We start from the raw sequence: 762 nt of genomic DNA on the forward strand, positions 1-762 counted from the left end.
CCGCCCTGGCTGGCCTCGGAGACCACGTCCTTCCTGACCGGCGGCACATACCCGCAGATCTTCGGCTCGTTGGTGGGCGTCTCCTGGTTGTTCACCGTCTCGGAGCCCTTGTTTTTCAAGGCCCGACCGGAGGCCGGACCCGCGCCGGGAGCCTCGCAGAAGGTCATCTCGTCGCCGGGCCGCCTGCCGGAGTCCCGGCGCACCTGCCCGGCGCCCCCGCCGTTGGCGAAGTTGACCGTGAACGGCACCAGCAGGGTCACCTGCAGGGGCGCGCCCATGCCCCTGAGCTTGGCCAGGTAGGCCGGCTTGGCCGTAGCCACCGCCTTGTTGCCCTGCAGCGTGATGTCGAACTGGGCCGTCACGTCACGGCCCCGGTTGGCGATGTCCGCCACGCTGGACTGGCGGTAGTGCCCGTCCGGGCCGGCCACCGCGTCCGCCTCGTACACCCTCATGGCGGCCGTCCCGCCCTCCTGGTCCACCAGGTAGTCGGCCGCGCTCCAATCATCGGCCAGCTCGAACTTCGTGGGCGCCTCGATCAGGTGCGGGTCCACGGTGCCGTTGACCACGCCGCCCACCTTGTCGCCGTCCAGGAACGTGTGCTCGTCCGCCCCGGTCGTGTTCGACTTGGACGGGTCGATGACCGCCTGCCACCTGCCCGAGGCCGGGTCCTTGAGGATCCAGGACTTGTCCGGGTTCGGCCTCCAGGTCGGGAACTCACGCTCGGGCGTGGGCCTGGTCTGCTCGATGGAGGTGCCCTTCCAG

The 762-nt window shown here is 70.2% G+C and carries 1 pseudogene; it reads right to left on the bottom strand.

The features are described from left to right. Positions 1-762 (bottom strand): annotated as a pseudogene (locus CRD59_RS08035) (LPXTG cell wall anchor domain-containing protein); the annotation flags it as partial.

Source organism: Bifidobacterium xylocopae, assembly GCF_003315615.1.
Classification (GTDB): Bacteria; Actinomycetota; Actinomycetes; order Actinomycetales; family Bifidobacteriaceae; genus Bombiscardovia; species Bombiscardovia xylocopae.